Consider the following 16,408-nt stretch of genomic DNA (forward strand, 5'->3'; position numbering starts at 1 on the left):
CGCGGGGCCGGAGGGGGTGGAGGTGCTGGACGTGCTGGGTGCGCTGGTGGACAAGTCGCTGGTGGTGTCGGTGCCGGTGGAGTCGGGGATGCGGTTCCGGTTGCTGGAGACGGTGGCGGAGTACGCGGGGGAGCGGTTGGAGGAGGCGGGGGAGCGGGCGGTGGTGGAGCGGGCCCACCTCGCCCACTACCGCGAACTCGCCCGCACCCGGGACGCCGGCCTCCGGGGGCCGCTCCAGACCGCCACCCTCGCCCTCTTCGAGCGCGAGCACGACAACCTCCGCACCGCCCTGCGGACCGCCGTCGCGGCCGGGGAGGAGCAGGAGGTCCTGTGCCTCGTCCACTCCCTCGCCTGGTTCTGGCAGCTCCGCAACCACCACCACGACTCCCGCGCCTGGTCCGCCGCCGCCGGGCGCTTCGGTCCGGACCCGTTCGGCCCGGGGGCGCCGCCGGCCGCGCCCCTGCCCGGTCGCGTCCACGACGTCCCGCCGCCGTGGACGGGCGAGCGGCTGCGGGAGGCCCGGCGCGGCGTCCGGCTGTACGCGCTCGCCGCCCAGGGCGGGTCGGGCGCCACCGCCGTGGAGCAGGAGGCCGACGTCGTCGGCCGGCTCGCCCCGATCGTCGCCGCCTACCGGCCCGGGCTGCCGCAGCTCTGCCGGCAGCCCGGCACCGTCTGGTTCTTCGCCCGCCTGATGACCGGCGGGCTCACAGGGCTGGGCGAGGTCCTCGCCCTCCTGGTGGAGGCCTGCCGCGCCGACGGCGACCCCTGGGACCTGGCCTTCGCGCTGCTCATGCGGGCCCGGCTCGCCGGCGACGGACCGGAGGAGGCCGCCGAGGCCCTCGCCCTCTTCGAGGACGCCCGGGACGCCTGGGGCATCGCCGAGTCCCTCGCGGCGCGCGGCGAGGCGTACGAGCGCGCCGGGCGGCTCGCCGAGGCCGCCGGGGACTTCGCGCGGGCCGCCGCGGCCGCCGGGGAGGTCGGGGCCCGCTCCCAGGTGCACGTCTTCACCGCCCACCTGGCCGCCGTACGGCTCCGGCTCCGGCCCGCCGACGCGGAGGCGGAGCGGCTGCTCGCCCACGCCGCCGAGGAGGCCGTCCGCTGGGGCGCCGAGGCCACCGGGAACGTGCGGCTGCTGCTTGCCCAGCACTACGCCCACACCGGCCGCACCGGCCTCGCGCAGGAGCAGCTGGGCCGGTGCGAGACCGAGTTCGGCGATCACACCCCGGGCCTGTTCTGGGGGCTCGTCGGCGGCATGCGGGCCTGGGTGGACTGCCTGGACGGCGCCCACGAGCGGGCCCTGGACCGGCTCGACCGAGCCGTCGGCGACCTGGCGGCCCTGGCCCACCTGGTGGCGCCCCGGCTGGTCGTCGCCCAGTTCGCCACCGGCGCGTGGGCGCTCGCCGGACGCGGCCGGCCCGGCGACGCCCGCACCGGCGCCCGGCTCCTCGGTGCGTACGACGCCCACGCCGCCGAGGGCCGGGACGGCGGCTTCCACCCGTACACCCCGCAGACGGAGGAGCTCGTCCGCCGCCGGGCCGAGACCGCCCTGCGGGCCGCGCTGACCCCGGAGGCGTACGCCGGGGAGCACGCGGCGGGCGGGGCGCTCCCGGCGGCGGAGGCGGCCGCGCTGCTGCGGCGGCGGGCGGGGGCCCCGGGCGCCCGGATGCGGGGCGCGGGAGCGGACACGAGAATGGCCAGTGCCGGGACCCACCCGCAGAAGCATGGAGGAGACGGCATGAACGCTGAGCCCGACGAGATGTCCCGGGGGGACGTACCGACCCCCGACCGGTTGCTGCACTCCGGTTCGGAGGGCGAGTTCACGGCGGAGGACGTGGTGCTCGCCTCCGGCCGCGACGTGACGCCGGAGACCCTGGCGTGGGCCGAGCGCAGGATGGCGGAGAAGGGCCGCGCCTCCCTCGACGAACTGCTTCCGTGACCCCGTGAGCGCGGGAACCCGGGACGGCGCCGCAGGAGGCTCCGTCCCGGGCCTTCCACATTTATGGAACACGTTCTACCGTGACGGCCGTCGTGCCGAGGGACGACGACGCCGCCACGGGAGGCCGGGATGCATCTGCAGTACACGCCGGAACAGAACCGCCTGCGCGCCGAGCTGCGGGCCTACTTCGCGGAGCTCGTCCCCGAGGACGTGCACAGCCGGTACGGGGACCCGGCTGCCCAGAAGCGCTTCTACCGCGAGACGATCCGCCGCCTCGGCGCGGACGGCTGGCTCGGCGTCGGCTGGCCCGTCGCGTACGGCGGGCGCGGCCTCACGCCCATGGAGCAGTTCATCTTCTTCGACGAGGCCGCCCAGGCGGGCGTCCCGCTGCCCCTGATGGCGCTGAACACGGTCGGCCCGACGATCATGCAGTTCGGCACCGACGAGCAGAAGGCGTACTTCCTGCCCCGCGTCCTCTCCGGGGAGATCGACTTCGCCATCGGCTACAGCGAGCCCGACGCGGGCACCGACCTCGCGGCCCTGAAGACCCGCGCGGTGCGCGACGGGGACGCGTACGTCGTCAACGGACAGAAGATCTGGACGACCAACGGCGACACCGCCGACTGGGTCTGGCTCGCCGTCCGCACCGACCCGGACGCGGCCCCCCACAAGGGCATCACCATGCTCCTCGTCCCGACCACCGACCCCGGCTACTCGTGCACGCTGATCAACACCCTCGCCTCGCACGACACCACCGCCAGCTACTACGACGACGTCCGCGTCCCCGTCTCGCGCCGCGTCGGCGAGGAGAACAAGGGCTGGCGGCTCATCACCAACCAGCTCAACCACGAGCGCGTCACCCTCGCCGCCCACGGCACCATGGCGATCCGCGCCCTCCACGACGTCCGCCGCTGGGCCGCCGACACGCTCCTGAGCGACGGCCGCCGGGTCGTCGACCTGCCCTGGGTCCGCCGCGCCCTGGCCCGCACCCACACCCGCCTGGACGCGATGAAGCTCCTGAACTGGCAGATGGTGAACGCCGTCCACCACGGCACCCTCACCCCCCAGGACGCCTCCGCCGTCAAGGTCTACGGCTCCGAGGCCCGCCGCGACGCCTACGCGGCCCTGATGGAGGTCGTCGGCGCCGCCGGCGCCCTCAAGGAGGGCTCCCCCGGCGCCGTCCTCCACGGCGAACTCGAACGCGGCTACCGCTCCGCCGTCATCTTCACCTTCGGCGGCGGCAACAACGAGATCCAGCGCGAGATCATCTCCTGGATCGGCCTGGGCATGCCCCGCGTCCGCCGCTGAGCGCCGCCGCCCCGGGGCGGCGGCGCCCCGCGCGCCCGTCAGTAGACGTCGCGGACGTACCGCTTCGCCGCCGCCAGCCGTCGCACGTACGCGTCCGCCTCCTCGTCGCCCATGCGTCCGTGGCGGGCGACGACCTCGCGGAGCGTCCGGTCGACGTCCTTCGCCATGCGGGCCGCGTCCCCGCAGACCGCGAGGTGGGCGCCGTCCCGGAGCCAGGACCACAGGGCGGCGCCGTGCTCGCGCATGCGGTCCTGGACGTACACCTTGGCGCGCTGGTCGCGGGAGAAGGCGGTGTCGAGCCGGTCGAGGTGGCCGGCGGCCCGGTGGGCCTCCAGCTCCTCGCGGTAGTAGAAGTCGGTGGCCTCGCGCTGCTCGCCGAAGAAGAGCCAGTTGCGGCCGGTGTGCCCGCGGGCCAGCCGGTCCTCCAGGAAGCCGACGAAGGGGGCCACGCCGGTCCCCGGGCCGACCATGATCAGCGGGGCGGCGGGGTCGGCGGGCGGCCGGAAGTGCGGGGAGCGCTGCACGAACACCGGGACCGGGCCGTCGTCGGCGTGGTCGGCGAGGTAGGCGGAGCAGACGCCGGTCCGGTCCCGGCCGCGGTCGTTGGAGTAGCGGACCACGGAGACCGTGAGCCGGACCTCGCCCGGGTGGGCGAGGGGGCTGGAGGAGATCGAGTACAGGCGCGGCTGGAGCCGCTTGAGGACGCCGGTCCAGTCGGCGGCGGAGGCGCGCACCGGGTGGGCGCCGATCAGGTCGGCCGCCTGGAGGCCCCAGCTCCACTTGGCGAGCTCGTCCTTGTGCCCGGGCCGGAGCAGCCGCCTGAGCTCCTGGCTGCCGGTGCGCTCGGCGACGAAGCGGAGCAGGTCCGGTGTGATGCGGGCGATGTCGAGGCGGGTCCGCAGGGCCTCGGCCAGGGGCAGCGGGCCGGAGTCCCCCACCGTGACCGGCTCGGCCGGGTCGAGTCCGGTGAGGGCCAGCCATTCGGTGACGAGCGCGGCGCTGTTGGCCGGCCACACCCCGAGCGCGTCGCCCGGCTCGTAGGCGAGTTCGCCGCCCCGGGTGTCGAAGGCGAACTGCCGCACCTCCTTCTGCGAACCCGGCAGGCTCAGCAGCCGGTTGCCGACGAGGAGCGTGGGGAACGGCGAGGCCTTCGTGTACGGGGAGGGGCCGGAGGGCGCGGAGGGCGCGGAGGGGGCCACCGGCGACGGGGCCGCCGCTGCCGGGGGCGTTGCGTGGGCCGGTGCCGGGGCGGTGAGGAGGGGGAGGAGGGCGGTGAGCCAGGCCCCGGAGCTCTCCTCGTGGTCGGGCTCGCAGTCGGTGCGGGGGAGCAGGCGGTCGGCCCCGAGCTCGGACAGCCGGGCGTCCAGGCGCCGGCCGTGCCCGCAGAAGTCGTCGTAACCGGAGTCGCCGAAGGCCAGGACGGAGTACCGGACGCCCGTCAGCGGCGCCGCGTCGGGGGAGTTCAGGGCCTGCCAGAAGGCGGCGCCGTTGTCCGGGGCGTCACCGGCGCCGAAGGTGCTGGTCACCACGACGAGGTCCGTGTCGGCGCCGAGGTCCGACGGGTCGACGCCCTCCATCGGGAGGACCGCGGGTTCCCGCCCGGCGGCGGCGAGCCGGGCGGCGGCGGTCGCGGCGAACTCCTCGGCCGTGCCGGTCTGGGAGGCGTACAGGACGAGGAGCCGCCGGGGTGCCGGGTGCCGCTCCGAAGGGCGCCGCTCCGAGGGGTGCGGATCCGAAGGGTGCGGATCCGCCGGGCGCGCGGGGGCGGCCGCGCGGGAGAACAGCCCGGCCAGCACCCCGTCCACCCAGTCGCCGTGCTCGGGGGAGAAGGGCGCGGAGGCGGGCAGGACCGGCACGCGGCCGTCGTCGCCGGCCGTCGACAGGCCGGTCAGGAATCCGGCCAGGTAGCGGCGCTCCGGCTCGGTGAGGGCCGGGGGCGCGAGGTCCTCGACGCCGAACAGCGCGGCGAGCGCCGGCCGGGACGGGGCCGGGGCGGCCGCCGTCGCCGAGGGAGTCGCCGTCCGCTCCCGGGCGGGCCGCCCGCCCGGGGCGGCGAGCGGCACGGGGGCGGCGCTCTTGGCGAGCGTCACCGCGCACGCCTTGAACTCGGGCTGGAAGGAGAGCGGGTCGACGGCGTCGTTGGTGACCGCGTTGACGCTGAGGTACTCGCCGAAGAGGTCGTTCCAGTGGAAGGGCGCGAAGCAGGTGCCGGGCAGGACCCGGTCGGTGACCACGGCCGGGAGCACGGCCCGGCCGCGCCGGGAGGCGATCTCCACCGGGTCGCCCCCGGCGATGCCGAGGGCGGCGGCGTCCTCGGGGTGGACCTCGACGAAGGGACCGGGGTTCAGCCGAGTCAGCTTGGCGACCTTCCCGGTCCTGGTCAGGGTGTGCCACTGGTGCTGGAGGCGCCCGGTGTTGAGGACGAAGGGATACGCGTCGTCGGGGAGTTCGGCGGGCGGCAGGTGCGGCCGGGCGAAGAAGCGGGCCCGGCCGGTCGGGGTGGGGAAGGCGAGGCGCGGCCGGCTGCCGTCCGCACGCTCCAGGAGCGTCTGGCTGACCCCGTCGTTGAGGTAGCGGACCGGGTTGCGGTCGGGGCCGTCGGCGGTGGGGGCCGGCCACTGCACGGGGGTGGCGCGCAGCCGTTCGTACGAGACTCCGCGCAGGTCCCAGCCGGTCTGCGGGTTCCACGCCCGCTTCAGCTCCTCGAAGACCTCCTCGGCGGAGCCGTACGTGAACGCCTCGGCGAAGCCCATCGCGCACGCCACCCTCGCGATGAGCTCCCAGTCGGGCAGGGCCTGGCCGGGCGGGTCGACGACGCCCTGGACCAGGGTGAGGTTCCGCTCTGAGTTGACCATCACCCCGTCCGACTCCGCCCACAGGGTCGCGGGCAGTACGACGTCGGCGTACGCGTTGGTCTCGGTATCGGCGAACACGTCCTGGGTGACGACGAGTTCGGCGGCCTCCAGGGCGGAGACGACCGTCCCGCGGTGGGCGACCGAGGCGACCGGGTTGGTGCAGATGATCCAGCAGGCCTTGATCTCCCCGGCCGCCATCCGCTCGAACATGTCGACGGTGCCCCGTCCGACGTCGGTGCGGAGCGAGCCCGCGGGGATGCCCCACAGCTCCTCGGTGAAGGCGCGGTCGGCGTCGGAGACCACCGAGCGCTGCCCCGGAAGCCCGGGACCCATGTAGCCCATCTCCCGGCCGCCCATGGCGTTGGGCTGGCCGGTGAGCGAGAAGGGCCCGGAGCCCGGCCGGCAGATCGCCCCGGTCGCGAGGTGCAGGTTCACCAGCGCGTTGGTGTTCCAGGTGCCGTGCGTGGACTGGTTGAGCCCCATGGTCCAGCAGCTCGTCCACTCGCCGGCCTCCCCGATCCAGCGCGCGGCCCGCCGGATGTCCTCCTCGGGGATGCCGGTGATCCCGGCGACCTCGGCGGGCGGGTAGTCGGCGAGGAAGGCCGCCGTCTCCTCCCACCCCTCGGTGAACTCGGCGACGAACCCCTCGTCCACGTGCCCGTTCTCGACCAGCAGGTGCAGCAGGCCGTTGAGGAGCGCGAGGTCCGTGCCCGGCCTGATCTGGAGGAAGAGGTCGGCCTTCTCGGCGGTGGCGGTCCGCCGCGGGTCGACGACGATCAGCTTCGCCCCGGCCGCCTTGATCCGCTCCATCATGCGCAGGAAGAGGATCGGATGGCAGTCGGCCATGTTGGAGCCGATCACGAGGAAGACGTCCGCGTGGTCGAAGTCCCGGTACGAACCGGGCGGCCCGTCCGCACCCAGCGACAGCTTGTATCCGGTTCCGGCGGAGGCCATGCACAGGCGGGAGTTGGACTCGATCCGGTTCGTCCGCACGAAGCCCTTGGCCAGCTTGTTCGCCAGGTACTGCGCCTCCAGCGACATCTGCCCGGAGACGTAGAACGACAGGGCGTCGGGGCCGTGCTCGTCGAGGATCGCGCGCAGCCGCCGTGCGACCTCGGCGACGGCGGCGTCGACGTCCGCCGCGACGGGCTCGCCGCCGCGCTCGGCCCGGACCAGTGCCGTCGAGGCCCGGCCGGGGGCGGCCATCATGTCGGCGCTCGTCGCCCCCTTCGTGCACAGCCGCCCCGCGTTCGCCGGGTGGGCCCTGTCCCCGGAGACCTTCGCGACCCGCCGCAGCCCGCCGACGGGGTCGCGCGCCACGTCCAGGACGATGCCGCAGCCGACCCCGCAGTACGAGCAGGCCGTGCGCACGGACCCGGCCTCCGTCTCCGCCGCCACCGGCACCCCTTCCCCTCGACCACCAGGCGGGATCCTCCCGCACCGGCGACGGTAGAAGATCCCGGTTTCCGGATGATCACGCGCTCCGGGCACCGGGGGTTACGCCGCCCGCACCGGGATCCGGGGCGGGCGGTGAGGACGCGCCGAGGGGTCAGCGGTACTCGCAGAGGTACGCGGTGTCCACCGCGACCTCCAGCCGGAACGAGCTGTCGCCCGCGACCTCGAACCGCTCGCCGGCCGCGAAGGTCCGCCAGTCGTCGGCGCCGGGCAGCAGGACCTTCAGGGCGCCGCTGACCACGTGCATGGTCTCCGGGGCGGCGGTGCCGAACTCGTAGGAACCGGGGGCCATGACCCCGATGGTGGCCCGGCCCTCCTCCTGGGAGAAGCCGATCGACTTGACCGTGCCGTCGAAGTACTCGTTGACCGTGAACATGCGCGTCCTCGCGGGAATCGAAGGGATCCGTGGGAAACGGGAGAGGTGTGCCCGTCGCGCGTTCGCTCGCGGCGGGCGGCGCCACCCTAGCCGCGGTGCGGCGGGGACGGACGGCCCTCTCAGTGGGCGGACTCCCCGCCTCCGGCTCCCGCGGCGAGGGCGGCCCGGAGGAGGGTCGGGCGGGAGGGCCGGGGAGGGGCCGGGGGAGGGCCGGGGCGGCTCGGGGGAGGCCTGGGGAGGTCCGGGGAAGGCCGGGGGGAGGGGGAGGGCCGGGGAGGGCCTCCGCGGAACGGCGGCAGGCCGTGCCCGGGCGCCGGGGCGGCCCCCCCGGGGGCGGCGCCGCCAGCGGTCGTGCCGTTCGTCCTGCCGTGTGAAGCTCGTCCCATGAATCCCGCGCATACGACCGGTGCCCACGGCGCCGCTGTGTACTACGGGGACCCCGGCGCCCCGCACGTCCTGCGGGTCTTCCTGGAGCTGCGCGACCCGGGCAGCCGCCGGATGTCCGAGGGCCTGCTCGACACCTTCCGGGAGGGTGCCGACGAGGGGCGCTTCGTCGTCCGCTTCCACTTCGCCGCCTCGATCGACGACATCGCCGGCGGCAGCGGGTCCCGGCGCGCGGTGGCGGCGCTCGGCGCCGCCAGCGACGCGGGGCAGGGCGCGTTCCTGGAGTACCTCGCCGCGCTCCTCGCGGCCCAGCCGTTCCCGCCGGGCGCGGAGGACCGGTTCGCCGATCCGGCCGTCCTGCTCGACGTCGCGGGCGGGGTGGACGGACTGCGGTCCGCGGACTTCGACCGCAAGGTCACCGAGGGCACCTACGTGCCCTGGGCCGGTCAGGTGGTCGCGAACTTCGCCGAGTTCGGCATCCTCGGCACCCCCGTCGTCCGCTACGACGAGGAGGACCTCGCCGTGGGCGGCCCCGACGGCACCCCGGTCATCGGCCCGGCCGGCTTCCTGCGCCGCATCGCCGCCTGAGCCGGGGACGCCGTCCCGCACCCTCCGCGGCCGCCTCCGGGTTCCGTTTGCGGACCGGCGACGGCGGGGTTTGAGTGTGGGGGACCCCCACGCGCTTCAGGAGCACTGACATGTCGATGGCGTTCGGTTCCCCCTTCGGTCCCTCCGACCCGTTCGGCGACCTGCTCAACCGCTTCTTCGGGATGTCGCCGGCCTCGTCGCCGCCGGCGGTCCAGCGGGTCCCCATCGGCCGCCTCCTCACCGAGTCCTCCCACGAGCTGCTCAACACGGCCACCCGCAAGGCCGTCGAGGACGGCACCACCGACCTCGACACCGAGCACCTGCTGTGGGCCGCCACCCGGGTCGAACCCACCCGGCGGCTGCTCGCCCGCGCCGGCGTCGACCCCGACGGGCTCGCCGAGAAGATCGCCGAGGCGCTGCCGCGCGAGTCCGCGGAGCCCTCCGCCGAGCCGGGCCTCACCCCCGCCGCCAAGCGGACCCTCGCGCTCGCCCACGCCACCTCGCAGGCCGCCGGCGTCTCCTACATCGGCCCCGAGCACATCCTCGGCGCGCTCCTCGGCGACGCCGACTCCGGCGCCTCCCGCTTCCTGCCCGCCGAGGACCTCGACGTCTCCGAGCTGCGCGGCGCGACCGACCGGGCGGCGCGCGGCGGCGACACCGCGACGCCCGCCGCGCCCCAGCAGCCCGCCACCACCCTCGACGAGTTCGGCCGCGACCTCACCGAGGAGGCGAGGGCCGGGAGGCTCGACCCCGTCGTCGGCCGCGCCGAGGAGATCGAGCAGACCGTCGAGATCCTCTCCCGCCGGTCCAAGAACAACCCCGTCCTCATCGGCGAGCCCGGCGTCGGCAAGACCGCCATCGTCGAGGGCCTGGCCCAGCGGATCGTGGCCGGCGAGGTCCCCGACACCCTCAAGGGCAAGCGGGTCGTCTCCCTCGACCTGTCCGGCATGGTCGCCGGCGCGCAGTACCGGGGCCAGTTCGAGGAGCGCCTCAAGAAGGTCATCGAGGACGTTCAGAAGTCCCGGGGCGAGATCGTCCTCTTCATCGACGAACTGCACACGGTCGTCGGCGCCGGCGCGAGCGGCGAGAGCTCGATGGACGCCGGCAACATGCTGAAGCCCGCCCTCGCCCGCGGCGAGCTGCACGTCGTCGGCGCGACCACCATCGACGAGTACCGCAGGTACATCGAGAAGGACGCCGCGCTCGAACGCCGCTTCCAGCCCGTCCTCGTCCCCGAACCGACCGTCGAGGAGACCGTCCAGATCCTCGAAGGGCTCCGGGACGCGTACGAGGCCCACCACCAGGTCCGGTTCGCCGACGGCGCCCTCGCCGCGGCGGCCGAGCTCTCCGACCGGTACATCGGCGACCGCTTCCTCCCCGACAAGGCCATCGACCTCATGGACCAGGCCGGCGCCCGGGTACGGCTCCGCAGCGCGGGCCGCTCCACCGAGGTGGTCGGCCGCGAGGACAGGATCGCCAAGCTGCGCCGCGAGAAGGACCAGGCCGTCGCCGCCGAGGAGTTCGAGAAGGCCAAGGAGCTCAAGGAGCAGATCGCGCGGGTCGAGGGCGAACTCGCGGGCATCGAGGAGCGCCGCGAGGGCGTCGTCTCCGTCACCGCCTCCGACATCGCCGACATCGTCTCCCGCCGCACCGGCATCCCCGCCTCCCAGCTCACCACCAGCGAGAAGGAACGCCTCCTCAAGCTGGAGGAGGAGATGCACGCCCGGATCGTCGGCCAGGACGAGGCCGTCACCGCCGTCTCCGAGGCCGTCCGGCGCAACCGCGCCGGCATGGGCGACCCCGACCGGCCCGTCGGCTCCTTCCTCTTCCTCGGCCCCACCGGCGTCGGCAAGACGGAACTCGCCAAGACACTCGCCGAGCTGCTCTTCGGCGACGAGGACCGCATGATCCGCTTCGACATGAGCGAGTTCCAGGAGAAGCACACCGTCGCCCGGCTCGTCGGCGCCCCTCCCGGGTACGTCGGCTACGAGGAGGCCGGCCAGCTCACCGAGAAGGTCCGCCGCCGGCCGTACAGCGTCGTCCTCTTCGACGAGGTCGAGAAGGCCCACCAGGACGTGTTCGGCACCCTGCTCCAGGTCCTCGACGACGGGCGCCTCACCGACGGCCAGGGCCGCACCGTCGACTTCCGCCACTGCGTCGTCATCATGACGTCCAACATCGGCGCCCACCGGATCCTCGCCCACGAGGGCGACGCGGCCGGGCTGAAGGAGGAGCTGATGGAGGACCTGAGGGGCCGCTTCCTGCCCGAGTTCCTCAACCGCATCGACGACATCATCGTCTTCCACAGCCTCACCGAGAAGGACCTCACCGAGATCGTCGAGCACCTCCTCGACCGCAGCAAGCACCGCGTCCACGCCCAGGGCATGACCCTGGAGGTCACCGAGGCCGCGACCAGGCTCCTCGTCGCCCACGGCTACCAGCCCGCGTTCGGCGCCCGCCCGTTGCGCCGCACCATCCAGACCGAACTCGACAACCGGGTCGCCTCGCTCCTCCTCGGCGGCGAGGCGGAGCCCGGCGACACCATCGTCGCGGACGTCGTCGACGACTCCCTCCACTGCACGATCCGCAAGGGCGGACCGGCCGGCGCGGCCGGGGAACCGCCCGCCGCCTGACCTCCGGGCCGTCGGCCCGCCTCGACAGGCGGGGCCGAGGCGGGCCGTCGAAAAGACCTGTCCGACCGTTCCGTCGCATTCCCGGAGAACCGTCCGGGGGCCCGCCGACAGGCACGCCCACCGCAACACGAACACGAAGACGAAGACGGAGGTCGAGCCCGGTGCCGCGGGTGCCCCTCCACCCTCCGCACGCGCGGGCCCGCCGCGCGGCTCGCCGTCGCCGAGCTGCGCGAGGCGGAGGAGGCCGCCGCCGGCGAGCTGTGGCCCGCCGGCACCGATCCGGCCCGGGCCGAGCGCCGCGTCCACCTCCTCCCGGGGCCGCCGGCGTCCTCGCGACGGCGATCGACCTGGTGGCCGGCTGACCGCGGGGACCGCTGGTCCCGGCGGTCGAGGCGACCGGCGCGGTCCGCCGCGACGGGCCCCGGTGTGCGTCCGCGTCCCGCGCCCCGGCAGACTCGCCCCATGAGCCGCACCCGCCCCCGCCCCGCCCGCACCACCGGGTCCACCCCGACCGCCGTCGTCGTCGGCGCGGGCCCCAACGGGCTCGCGGCCGGCGCCCTGCTCGCCGAGGCGGGCGTCGAGGTCACCGTCCTGGAGGCGGCCGGGGAGATCGGCGGCGGCACCCGCACCGACGAGGCGATCCTGCCCGGGCTGCTCCACGACCACTGCTCGGCCGTCCACCCGCTCGCCGTCGCCTCGCCCGCCCTCCGCCACCTGCGCCTCGACCGGTACGGGCTGCGCTGGCTGCTCCCCGAGATCGACTGCGCCCACCCCCTCGACGACGGCACCGCCCCCGCCCTGCACCGCTCGGTCGCCGGGACCGCCGCCGGGCTCGGCGCCGACGGGGCCCGCTACCGGGCGCTCCTCGCCCCGTCGGTACGCCGCTGGGAGGCGCTCTCGGGCGACGTCATGGGACCGCTGCTGCGGGTTCCGGACCACCCGCTGCTGCTGGCCCGCTTCGGCCTGCCGACCGCCCTGCCCGCCGCGGCCCTCGCCCGGCTCTTCCGCACCCCCGGCGCCCGCGCGCTGTGGGCGGGCGTGGCGGCCCACGCGTACCGTCCGCTGACCGAGCCCTTCAGCTCGGCGATCGGGCTCGGCATCCTGACCGCCGGGCACGCGGCCGGCTGGGCCGTCGCCGAGGGCGGCTCGCGGTCGATCGCCGACGCCCTCGCGGCCGCGCTCCGCGCCCGCGGGGGCCGGATCGAGACGGGCGTCAGGGTCACCGACCGGCGGCAGCTGCCGCCGGCCGACCTCACCCTCCTCGACCTCGACCCGGCGCAGGCCGCCGCGATCTACGGCGACCTGCTGCCGGCCCGCACCGCCGCCGCGTACCGCCGCTTCCGGCGCGGCCCCGGCGCCTTCAAGGTCGACCTCGCCGTCGAGGGCGGCGTGCCCTGGCGCGCGGAGGCGGCACGGCGGGCGGGGACGGTCCACCTCGGCGGCCCGCTCGACGAGGTCGTCCGCGCCGAGCGGGACGTGACGGACGGACGGATGCCGGAACGCCCCTTCGTCCTCGTCGGCCAGCAGTACCTTGCCGACCCCTCCCGCTCCGTCGGCGACGTGCACCCCGTCTGGACGTACGCGCACGTGCCGCACGGCTACGACGGCGACGCGACCGGGGCGATCCTGTCCCGCATCGAGCAGTTCGCCCCCGGCGTCCGCGACCGCGTCGTCGGCATGCGGGTGACGCGCCCGGCCGACTTCGCCGCCGCCAACCCCAACTTCGCCGGCGGCGACATCCTCACCGGCGCCAAGACCGTCCCCCAGCTCGTCCTGGGCGCCCGCCCCGCCCTGGACCCCTACGCCACCGGCCTCCCCGGCGTCTACCTCTGCTCCGCCGCCACCCCGCCCGGCCCCGGCGCCCACGGTATGTCGGGCGCGGGCGCCGCCGCGGCGGCCCTCCGCCACCTGGGCGTCCGTCCGCCCTGGCGCTGACCGCCGACCGATCCGCCCGCCCCTCCCGCCGGCGTCCGCGCGGGTCGCGTCACGGCGCCCCGAACGCCCGGCGGGCGTGGGGCAGGAAGGCGCGGACCGCCGGGTGGGGGGCCGGCTTCCAGACGAGGGCGAGGAGGGCGGGGACGTCCACGTCGTCCAGCGGGAGCGCGGTGAGGCGGCCGGCGTAGGCGGTGGCCATCGACGCGCTGAGGACGGCGACGCCGAGGCCGCGCGCCGCGAGGTCGGCGAGGGCGTCGGAGGCACCCGCCTCCAGGGCGATCACCGGGTGGAGGTCCCGTGCGGCGCACGCCCGGTCGAGGACGGCGCGCAGGCCCGTGCCGGGCGGCATGCAGACGAGCGGGTGGGCCGTCAGTTCGCGCAGGCCGAGGCCGCCGCGGTCCGCCAGGGGGTGCCCGGGCGGGACCGCGGCGACCAGGTGCTCGCTGAGGACCGTGAGCGCGTCGAGGCCGGCCGGGGTCTCGGCGGCGGTGCCGACGAGCGCCAGGTCGACCGTGCCCGCGCGGACGGCGTCGGCCAGCCGGTCGGAGCGGTCCTCCTGGAGCCGGACCTCCACCCCGGGGTGGGCCGTGCGGAAGGCGGCCAGGGCGTCGAAGAACGGCGTGAGCGTGCAGCCGGCGACCATGCCGACCGTCAGCCTGCCGCGGACCAGGCCCGTCACCTCGTCCACCGCCCGGCCCACCGCCTCCGCCGAGGCGAGCGCGGCGCGGGCGTGCGCGAGCGCGGCCTCCCCCGCGACGGTGAGCGAGACCGTCCGGGCCGAGCGGTCGAACAGCTCGGCGCCCAGCTCGTGTTCGAGGCGCCGGATCTGCGCGCTGACCCCGGACTGGCTGATGCGGACCCGTTCGGCGGCCCGGGTGAAGTTCCGCTCCTCGGCGACCGCGACGAAGTACTCCAGCTGCCTCAACTCCATGACTCCTGATTCTAGAAGGGAGAAGAACCATCTGTTGGACTTCTGGCCGAGGGGCGGCGAGGGTGGAGACGTCCCGACCGACGCCCCGTACGCAGGAGGAGAACCGTGCCGGAGTACGAGAAGGCCATGCGCCCCGAGGACCTCACCCGTCTCTTCGTCGAGCGCTCCAACGCGGGCGACGCCGCCGGTGTCGCCGCGCTCTACGCCGAGGACGCCGTGCTCGCGTACCCGCCCGGCGAACTCACGGTGGGGCGGGAGGCCATCCGGGTGCTGTGGGCCGGGGTGCTGGCCCGCCGTCCCCGGTTCGAGCCGGAGGAACCGCTTCCCACGCTGGTCAGCGGCGACATCGCCCTCACCTCGACCCCGCCGGGGGACGGCGCCGGCGCCCGCGCGCAGGTCGTGCGGCGGCAGCCGGACGGAAGCTGGCTGCGGGTGCTCGACCAGCCGGAGTTCGTCCCGCCGGCCCGCTGAGCCGCGACCGGGGCGGGAGCCCCCGGGACCACCCCGTACGCCGCCAGGGTTCCCGTACGAACCGGCTCTCCGCGGCGGCGCCCCCCAGACCGTCGGAGATCTCCCCGGCGTCCGGGTGCCGGCCCGCCACCCCGTCGCCCTCGCGGCTCAGCTCGATCGGGCGGGCGTCGGAGGTGCGGGTCCCGCCGGTGACCCGGCACGTCACGATCGAGGTCCACGCCTGCCCGTCGAGCGCCGAGGCGAAGGTCAGGACCGGCAGGACGGCGACGGTGAGCAGCAGGGCCGCCCACTGCTCCGCGCCGGCCGCCCGGCGCGGCCACGGCGGCGGCCGGTAGGCGGGATCGTGCGAGGTGCCGTGCGGGCGGTGCGGCCGCCGCCGCCCGGTCCGGTACTCGACGACCACGCCCTTGCGGAGCGCGTACGCGGTGAGCGCGGTGCCCGGGCCCCACCACGGGCCGAACGGGCAGGCGTCGACGACGCCGCTCGCGAGCGGGTCCAGCACGGTCGTCCCGGCCCGGCGCGGGGTGGTCGCCCGGCCCCTGCCGGACGGCACCGCGCCGCGCGCGGCGAAGACCGCGAAGACCGCGAAGCCGGCCCTGGAGATCACCACGCCCGGCACCGGACCGAGCAGCGGACCGGTGGTCACCATCCCCGGCGGCGCGTCGGGCCGGTGCGAGGGCTCCCTGCCGACGAACACGTCCCGCACCGCGTCCCCGGCCCCGCCGTGTACGCGACCTCGGCCGCGGGCACGGCGAGCGCCGGCGCGAGGAGCACGCCGTGGCCCGGGCCGCCCCTGCGGTCGGCCCGGCGCTCCTCCTCCGGGTCCCGGCCGGTCCCGCCGGAGGTGTGGGTGACCCCGGTCAGGAGCCGCCGCCCGGCGCGCCCACCGAGAGGACGACGGCGGTGGTCCGGCCCAGCGGCGTCGCGTACGCCACGCTGTCGCCGGCCGCGTGGCCGAGCAGCGCCCGGCCGAGCGGGCTCGCGACGGTCACCAGGGACGGATCGTCCGCGTCCGCCAGCTCGCCGAGGTGGACGGTCGACTCCGTGCCGTCGCCGAAGCGCACGCTCACCGTGGAGCCGACGCCGACCGTCCCGGTCGAGGGCGGCGCGGCGGCCGAGCCCTCCCGCAGCCGGCCCTCGATCTCCTCGATCCGCGCGTCCAGCCGCTCCGCCTCCGTGGCCCGCTGCAACTCGTCGGCCCGGTCCGCCCGGTCGCCCGGCTCGTCGGCGTCGCCGAGCGTGGCGGCGACGTCCGCCCGCTCGGCGCGCAGGTCGGACAGCTCGCGGTGCAGCGCCGCGCGTGCGGCGTCGCCGAGGGGCTCGGGTCCAGCGGTCATGACGGCTCCCGTCGTGCGGTGGCGGGGACGAAGGACGACGCTTCCATTCCGACATCACTATGAAAGTCCGTCAAATCGCGCGAAACCTCCCACAGGCCGGGGAAGAGCCGCGGAAAACCCCTGGCGCCCCCCTCGGCGGCGGCGCTACGGTGACCGCGATGATCACTCACTCCTCACACCGTTGGGGGGCCCTCACCGC

Annotated in this window: 10 protein-coding genes and 1 pseudogene; 6 read left to right on the forward strand and 5 right to left on the reverse strand. The window is 75.8% G+C overall.

What is annotated here, in order from left to right; all coding sequences use genetic code 11:
• On the forward strand, positions 1-1,936 hold a 1,936-nt coding region (locus tag IE287_RS21605; RefSeq protein WP_444545981.1), incomplete at its 5' end, for an ATP-binding protein.
• Positions 1,937-2,065: 129 nt separating this feature from the next.
• On the forward strand, positions 2,066-3,244 hold the full coding sequence (locus IE287_RS21610; protein WP_189850785.1) for an acyl-CoA dehydrogenase family protein: 1,179 nt from the start codon (positions 2,066-2,068) through the stop codon (positions 3,242-3,244).
• Between the two features lie 38 nt (positions 3,245-3,282).
• Here IE287_RS21610 and IE287_RS21615 read toward each other — a convergent pair whose 3' ends face one another.
• Together IE287_RS21615 and ppnP are read right to left on the reverse strand one after the other, a co-directional pair.
• Entirely contained in the window at positions 3,283-7,497 is a 4,215-nt protein-coding gene (locus IE287_RS21615; RefSeq protein ID WP_189850786.1) for a bifunctional nitrate reductase/sulfite reductase flavoprotein subunit alpha, read from the reverse strand.
• 151 nt (positions 7,498-7,648) lie between these two features.
• Positions 7,649-7,930, reverse strand: coding sequence for a pyrimidine/purine nucleoside phosphorylase (gene ppnP, locus IE287_RS21620; protein WP_189850787.1), 282 nt, complete (start codon positions 7,928-7,930; stop codon positions 7,649-7,651).
• Positions 7,931-8,314: 384 nt separating this feature from the next.
• Here ppnP and IE287_RS21625 point away from each other — a divergent pair, with 384 nt between their 5' ends.
• From IE287_RS21625 to IE287_RS21635, 3 genes are all read left to right on the forward strand, one after another.
• Complete coding sequence (locus IE287_RS21625) at positions 8,315-8,902, forward strand: thioredoxin domain-containing protein (RefSeq protein ID WP_189850788.1); 588 nt, start codon at positions 8,315-8,317, stop codon at positions 8,900-8,902.
• Between the two features lie 110 nt (positions 8,903-9,012).
• Positions 9,013-11,535, forward strand: a complete 2,523-nt coding sequence (locus IE287_RS21630; RefSeq protein ID WP_189850789.1) for an ATP-dependent Clp protease ATP-binding subunit — start codon at positions 9,013-9,015, stop codon at positions 11,533-11,535.
• A gap of 462 nt (positions 11,536-11,997) precedes the next feature.
• Complete coding sequence (locus IE287_RS21635) at positions 11,998-13,470, forward strand: phytoene desaturase family protein (RefSeq protein ID WP_189850790.1); 1,473 nt, start codon at positions 11,998-12,000, stop codon at positions 13,468-13,470.
• Positions 13,471-13,519: 49 nt separating this feature from the next.
• Here the strand turns inward: IE287_RS21635 and IE287_RS21640 are convergent, their stop codons facing one another.
• The gene (locus IE287_RS21640; protein ID WP_189850791.1) at positions 13,520-14,401 is read right to left on the reverse strand and encodes a LysR family transcriptional regulator; all 882 of its coding nucleotides are present in this window, start codon (positions 14,399-14,401) and stop codon (positions 13,520-13,522) included.
• A gap of 105 nt (positions 14,402-14,506) precedes the next feature.
• On the opposite strand from IE287_RS21640, the gene IE287_RS21645 reads away from it, so the two are divergent.
• Entirely contained in the window at positions 14,507-14,872 is a 366-nt protein-coding gene (locus IE287_RS21645) for a YybH family protein (RefSeq protein ID WP_189850792.1), read from the forward strand.
• A 37-nt stretch (positions 14,873-14,909) separates the two neighbouring features.
• Here IE287_RS21645 and IE287_RS21650 read toward each other — a convergent pair.
• A pseudogene (locus IE287_RS21650) lies at positions 14,910-15,736 on the reverse strand (hypothetical protein); the annotation flags it as partial.
• Positions 15,733-16,209 (reverse strand): GreA/GreB family elongation factor, encoded by a 477-nt coding sequence (locus tag IE287_RS21655; protein ID WP_189850793.1) that lies wholly within the window; start codon positions 16,207-16,209, stop codon positions 15,733-15,735. The gene IE287_RS21655 and the pseudogene IE287_RS21650, both read right to left, overlap by 4 nt.
• Positions 16,210-16,408: the final 199 nt, after the last annotated feature.

Origin of the sequence: Streptomyces omiyaensis (genome assembly GCF_014650895.1) — a bacterium.
Lineage (GTDB): Bacteria > Actinomycetota > Actinomycetes > Streptomycetales > Streptomycetaceae > Streptomyces > Streptomyces omiyaensis.

Excerpts from the sequence above, each read along its gene's own strand:
- IE287_RS21610 (WP_189850785.1), top strand. The coding sequence starts at position 2,066 with ATGCATCTGCAGTACACGCCGGAACAGAACCGCCTGCGCGCCGAGCTG.
- ppnP (WP_189850787.1), bottom strand. The coding sequence starts at position 7,930 with ATGTTCACGGTCAACGAGTACTTCGACGGCACGGTCAAGTCGATCGGC.
- IE287_RS21625 (WP_189850788.1), top strand. The coding sequence starts at position 8,315 with ATGAATCCCGCGCATACGACCGGTGCCCACGGCGCCGCTGTGTACTAC.
- IE287_RS21630 (WP_189850789.1), top strand. The coding sequence starts at position 9,013 with ATGTCGATGGCGTTCGGTTCCCCCTTCGGTCCCTCCGACCCGTTCGGC.
- IE287_RS21635 (WP_189850790.1), top strand. The coding sequence starts at position 11,998 with ATGAGCCGCACCCGCCCCCGCCCCGCCCGCACCACCGGGTCCACCCCG.
- IE287_RS21640 (WP_189850791.1), bottom strand. The coding sequence starts at position 14,401 with ATGGAGTTGAGGCAGCTGGAGTACTTCGTCGCGGTCGCCGAGGAGCGG.
- IE287_RS21655 (WP_189850793.1), bottom strand. The coding sequence starts at position 16,209 with ATGACCGCTGGACCCGAGCCCCTCGGCGACGCCGCACGCGCGGCGCTG.